The organism is Proteiniphilum sp. UBA1028 (genome assembly GCF_002316955.1).
Taxonomy (GTDB): Bacteria; Bacteroidota; Bacteroidia; order Bacteroidales; family Dysgonomonadaceae; genus Proteiniphilum.
This window is the reverse complement of record NZ_DCEN01000019.1, coordinates 1-5,462: the sequence shown is the minus strand read 5'-3', so window position 1 is coordinate 5,462 and position 5,462 is coordinate 1. Positions and strand designations below refer to the sequence as shown.

At 43.2% G+C, this 5,462-nt stretch carries 3 protein-coding genes; all 3 read left to right on the top strand.

Annotated elements, in window-relative coordinates; translation table 11 throughout:
• On the top strand, positions 1 to 1,659 hold the full coding sequence (locus B3Z75_RS02235; RefSeq protein WP_414702849.1) for a DUF5018 domain-containing protein: 1,659 nt from the start codon (positions 1 to 3) through the stop codon (positions 1,657 to 1,659).
• A gap of 197 nt (positions 1,660 to 1,856) precedes the next feature.
• The gene (locus B3Z75_RS02230; protein WP_238868058.1) at positions 1,857 to 3,254 is read left to right on the top strand and encodes an alpha amylase family protein; all 1,398 of its coding nucleotides are present in this window, start codon (positions 1,857 to 1,859) and stop codon (positions 3,252 to 3,254) included.
• 67 nt (positions 3,255 to 3,321) lie between these two features.
• Entirely contained in the window at positions 3,322 to 4,659 is a 1,338-nt protein-coding gene (locus tag B3Z75_RS02225; RefSeq protein ID WP_238868059.1) for an alpha amylase family protein, read from the top strand.
• Positions 4,660 to 5,462 lie beyond the last annotated feature (803 nt).

The window sequence follows — 5,462 nt, the reverse complement described above, 5'->3', positions numbered from 1 at the left end:
ATATATACAACCCTTACGTTACTCTGTTCAGCATTTTTCTTGCTGAACGGATGCCAGCAGGTAGAAGACCTGACACCTTCTGTGTCGCGCTATGGAATTAACAGTCTGAATGCATCCTTTTATGGTGACGAAAGTTCTGAAAACAGCTTCACAAGCGAAATAAATTACGAGACCGGCGTTATTACAATTGTATTTCCGTACAACTACCCCAGAACATCCGAGAATGTACTTACAACGGATGACCTGAAAAAGGTGAGAGTGACGGCAAACCTGGATGATAATGTAACTATCTCCCCATCCCTTCTTTATATGGATCTGACTAAAGAAAACTTTATTACGGTTACCGACCAGTCAAAAACAAAAAAAGATTATAAGATTGTAGCAGAGATCCGTAAAAGCGCCGAGGCTAAGATTACCGACTTCAACCTCGATGCACTAGGCATTTCTGGCATTATCGATGAGCTAAACAAGACTATTTCCCTCATCTCTATTGAACCGATCGGCGAGGTATTGGCTAAGCTAAGCATTTCTCACGGCGCAACCATCAGCCCTGATCCCAGAACAACTGCTCTGAACTATGACAACGAAGTAACTCTTACCGTTACTGCACAGAATGGGTCGGACAAAGCGATCTATACCATTCGAAAAGATGTTCCAAACAAAGTGGAACTGGGTATGCGCAACGGCAGTGACAAGGTACTCTGGTCAAAGAAACTGCAGACCGATCTGGGTATTTCAGCGCTGAATGTAACAACCAGTCTTGCCGTTACGAAAGATTATGTTATTGTGAATACAAGAAATGAACCTGGCATGATACTGGATCGCAAGACGGGTACGAAGGTAGGCACAATGCCCAATATGCAATCCATTATCGGAGGCCTTACCAACTTCTTTGCCACAGCAGATGACGGAAACAATATCCTGATATGCAATCTTGCGCCAAATGCAGGCACCTACAAGGTGTGGAGAATCAACGGTGTGAACGGTACTCCCGAGCTCTACATTGACTGGGCTGCGAGCGGAAGCACTGCCATTGGGCGAAAACTCTCAATAAAAGGGAGTCTCGACGGGGATGCAATCATCACTGCAGCAATTATGGGTGACGCCAAATCATTTGCCCGCTGGCAGGTTAAAGGAGGAGTGCTTCAGTCGCAGATACCCGAGATAGTAGCTATACCCGAAATAGGAGGAGCCTGGTGGAACAACGCCGACGTTGTAGCTACCAACCCTTCAGACCCCATAGGTGACTATTTTGTTTCTTACTATGCATTACCTAGAAGATTCGCATGGATAGACGGTAAAACCAACACTTTCAGGGCGCTCGGACCAGAGATAAGCGGAAACTGGGTACAAAATGCAGCCGACTACACCGTGTTCAACGGAAATCCGTATGCTGCAAGCAACTCGGTAAACTCTTTCACCTGGGGTAGTGACGACAAGATCTATCTGTTTGATGCAAGTTCAACCACCACATTCACCGAACCCATTTGGACCTCTCCAATCGGCACATACGGCGGTAAAGACAACGGAGGACAAAATGGAAACGGCACCGGAGATGTAATTTTGAAAGTTTCAACCGACGGATATTACATGTATCTCTACTTCATGTTCACCAACGGATGTGTAGTATGTGTACAATATGATTGTATTGACATGTAAGATAAGGTTCAGATAAACCGTATAATTGAGTTGTCTGAATTTTGAGCCTGATTAAAAAGAAAATTTGTGTTACCTTTGGTACCAGTTTTATTTTAGTCACCGCAAAATTCAGACAACTTTTTCCAACAACCCCAGTCATATGATCAGCAACCCGGTGGGGGCTAGCTGCAAGATATCAAATAAACATTTCATTAATTATGAGAATACTAAAATTACCCGCATACAGATTCTTTATAGCTATCATCCTTGCCCCGCTGCTGCTCCTTTCCGCAGCCTGTGGACGAGATGAAGCTCCAGATACGGATTATGAATTTCCCGATCCACCCAAAAACAATATAAATAAGCCCCGTTATATATGGATAGATGCAGCAGCCAACTTCCGTGACTTTGCCAATAGCAGGGAGAATATTGTTCGTGATTTAAAACTGGCCAAAGATGCCGGTTTTACGGATATTGTCGTGGACATCCGTCCAACATCGGGCGATATACTTTATAAATCGTCCGTTCAGGGTGCGGCACAGGTACAATGGCTGGGGGCATGGGTGAACGGTGTGTATTCAAAAGTAGAACGAACCGCAACCTGGGACTATCTGCAGGCATTCATCGATGAAGGGCATAAGCTGAACTTAAAGGTTCACGCAGGATTCAATACAATGGCGGGGGGGCACAGCAGCGGGTTAGGCAGCCAGGGGCTCCTCTACAGAGATTCGTCAAAGAAAGATTGGGCAACCTCCGAAAATCTCTCCACCGGCATCACAAATACTATGGATGCAGGAGGAGGAACAAAATTCTTCAATCCGGCAAATGATGATGTACAGAATTATTTATGTGATCTGCTTAAAGACCTTGCCAAATATAATCTGGATGGCATCATCCTCGACAGGGGAAGATTCGACGGAGTACAGTCCGATTTCTCCGATCTCACCAGAAAAAAGTTTGAGGCATATCTGGGAAATGTAAAGCTGGCAAATTTCCCTGGCGATATTCTCCCTCCCGGGACAACTATGCAACAAGTCATCGCCATGAGCACCTATCCCCCCTACTTCACCAAATGGCTCGAATTCAGAGCGAAGGTAATCTATGACTTTATGTCTAAAGCACGCGGTACTGTAAAATCAGTGAATCCGGATATGAAGTTTGGCATCTATGTCGGGGGGTGGTATTCTACTTACTATGAGGTTGGCGTCAACTGGGCCAGTCCGAAATACAACCCAAGCCTGACCTACAAGTGGGCTACCCCTCAATATATGAATTACGGGTGTGCCGGATTGATGGACCAGATCCTAATAGGCGCCTATGCCTCTCCACTAAGAGTATATGGATCTTCTGAATGGACGATGCAGGGTTTTTCGAAGCTGGCAAAGGACAAAATTAAAGATAGCTGCCCCATGGTTGCCGCCGGTCCCGATGTAGGCAACTGGGACAGCAACAATCAGGCGACCCAGGAGCAGGAAAACCAAGCAATTGTCAACTCCGTAAAAGCCTGTATGGATGAATGCGACGGTTATTTCCTGTTTGATATGATTCATTTAAAAATGGCCAATCAGTGGCAATACGCAAAAGAGGGTATAAATAAAGCCATAGGCAGTAAATAAACCATCTATTACCGAAATGCGGACAGAGGTCATCGTAATATTAAAGATATCAATATACTATAAAAAAATGAACAGCATATTTAAGATATTTCTAACCCTTTTGATCACAACTTTTTTTTTATGTTGCAACACAGACAAGAAATCCCAACCGGCAGATATTTTACCGAAACTCATTTGGATTGATGCAACAGCTAATATTGAGCGATTCAATAACAAAGACACTATTGACTATTATCTGGAAAAAGTAAAAGGACTAGGTTTTACAGATATTGTGGTTGATGTTCGGCCCATTTCGGGACACGTACTTTATGACAGCCAATATGCCCCGAAGCTCACGGAATGGAAAGGAAAAGAGATCCATTACGATTTTGATTACCTGGAATACTACATTGAGAAAGCTCACAGCCTCGGGCTGAAGGTGCAGGCATCTCTCAACACCTTTGTGGCAGGCCACAACTATATGGATTCCGGCCCGATCTATGAGGAAGGGAAATCAGAATGGGCATCTATTATTTACACACCGGATGAAGAGGTGAAGCTGATCCCTATAACAGAGGAGAAAAACAAATATTCAGCCATGGTAAATCCTGTGAATGAGGAATTTCAAAGCTATATCCTGAATATCTTCAGAGAGATCGTGGAAAAATACCCGGAACTGGACGGTATCATTCTCGACAGGGTGCGATACGACGGCTTCACCGCAGATTTTTCGGAATTGTCACGTAAGAAATTTGAAAACTATCTGGGAAAAAACATGGATCGCTTCCCCGACGATATCTACCGATGGAAGAAAAACGAAAACGGCGGGCTCTACCCCGAACGCGGCAAGTATTTCCTGCAATGGATCGAATGGCGTACATCTGTCATCTATGACTTCATGTCAAAAGCCAGGAAGGTCATCAAATCCGCCAATCCAAATATCTCTTTCGGGACCTATACAGGCGCCTGGTACCCCTCTTACTTTGAAGTGGGAGTTAACTTTGCAAGCAGGAATTACGATCCTTCGGCCGATTACGACTGGGCCACTCCCGCCTACAAGAACTACGGTTACGCCGAACTGCTGGATCTGTTTACCGTAGGCAACTACTACACTACCATTACCATTGAAGATTACCTGAAAGAAAACCCCGAAATCAAAAACGAGACTGATATGTGGGCACAACATGGAACATGGTACTGCGTGGAAGGATCGAACCAGCACCTGAAATCAATCCTCGATGGGAATAAGTTTTATGGAGGGATTCTGGCAGACCAGTTCTACGATAATCCCGAAGGACTCGCTGCATCAATCAGGATGAACCTGGAAACTTCTGACGGATTAATGATCTTCGATATCGTGCATATCATTGAAAATGATATGTGGAAATATGTAGAAAAAGGGATGCGTGAAGTAGGTGCAATATAAGCCCGAAATAGATTAAATCGCTTTAAAAATTGGAAGTATGCTCCGGAAGAGGAGATGAATGTACCACAGTTTTTCAAACGGATTGAGAAAGATAAAAAATAGAGAGATGATTTTTCTGAAGAAAAATCCGCACAATGACGAGAAGCACCTTATTCTGGTTCATTCAGATCCGCAATTCCACAAAGAAGAAAACTTCCAGAACTACGCTAAAGTGATTGAGGATATTGCACAACTAAAAAAATTACCCCGACAGGGACATTCTGGGTGTCGATTTCGGGGATCTGGTGGGAGACAAACCGGAACTCTATCCTCTTTATATTGAACATCTGAACCGTACGGGAATACCTTTTTACCGAATGCCGGGCAACCATGAACTGCAGTTTGGGGGACGTACCCCGGAAACCATCAGTGTGCAAACAATAAATATCTCCGTCCTGCTCGACATGCTAAAGCCTTATAACACCCATCCGCTAACGGTACATATGCATTACACGAATTCACTATACTTATGATGATTATTTTTAACTATATATTGCAATATCTAAGAAAATATCAAAAATAAATAATGTTAATTAGTCGGCACTTAATAAATTATTTTATTTTTATGTTTGCATATCAGCTTTTTTTATCTTTATTTTGTGGATTATTCTAAATCATTTTTGATTATTAATATTTTTTGCTCGCTCCGCGTTACTATAAGAGACAATCAAAAATGAGTATATTTAACATACTAAAGAAACGTGAAAGGGTGCTTTCCTTGTTTACGAAGGATCGCATAAGTGCTGGAAAACGATGGAAATCAT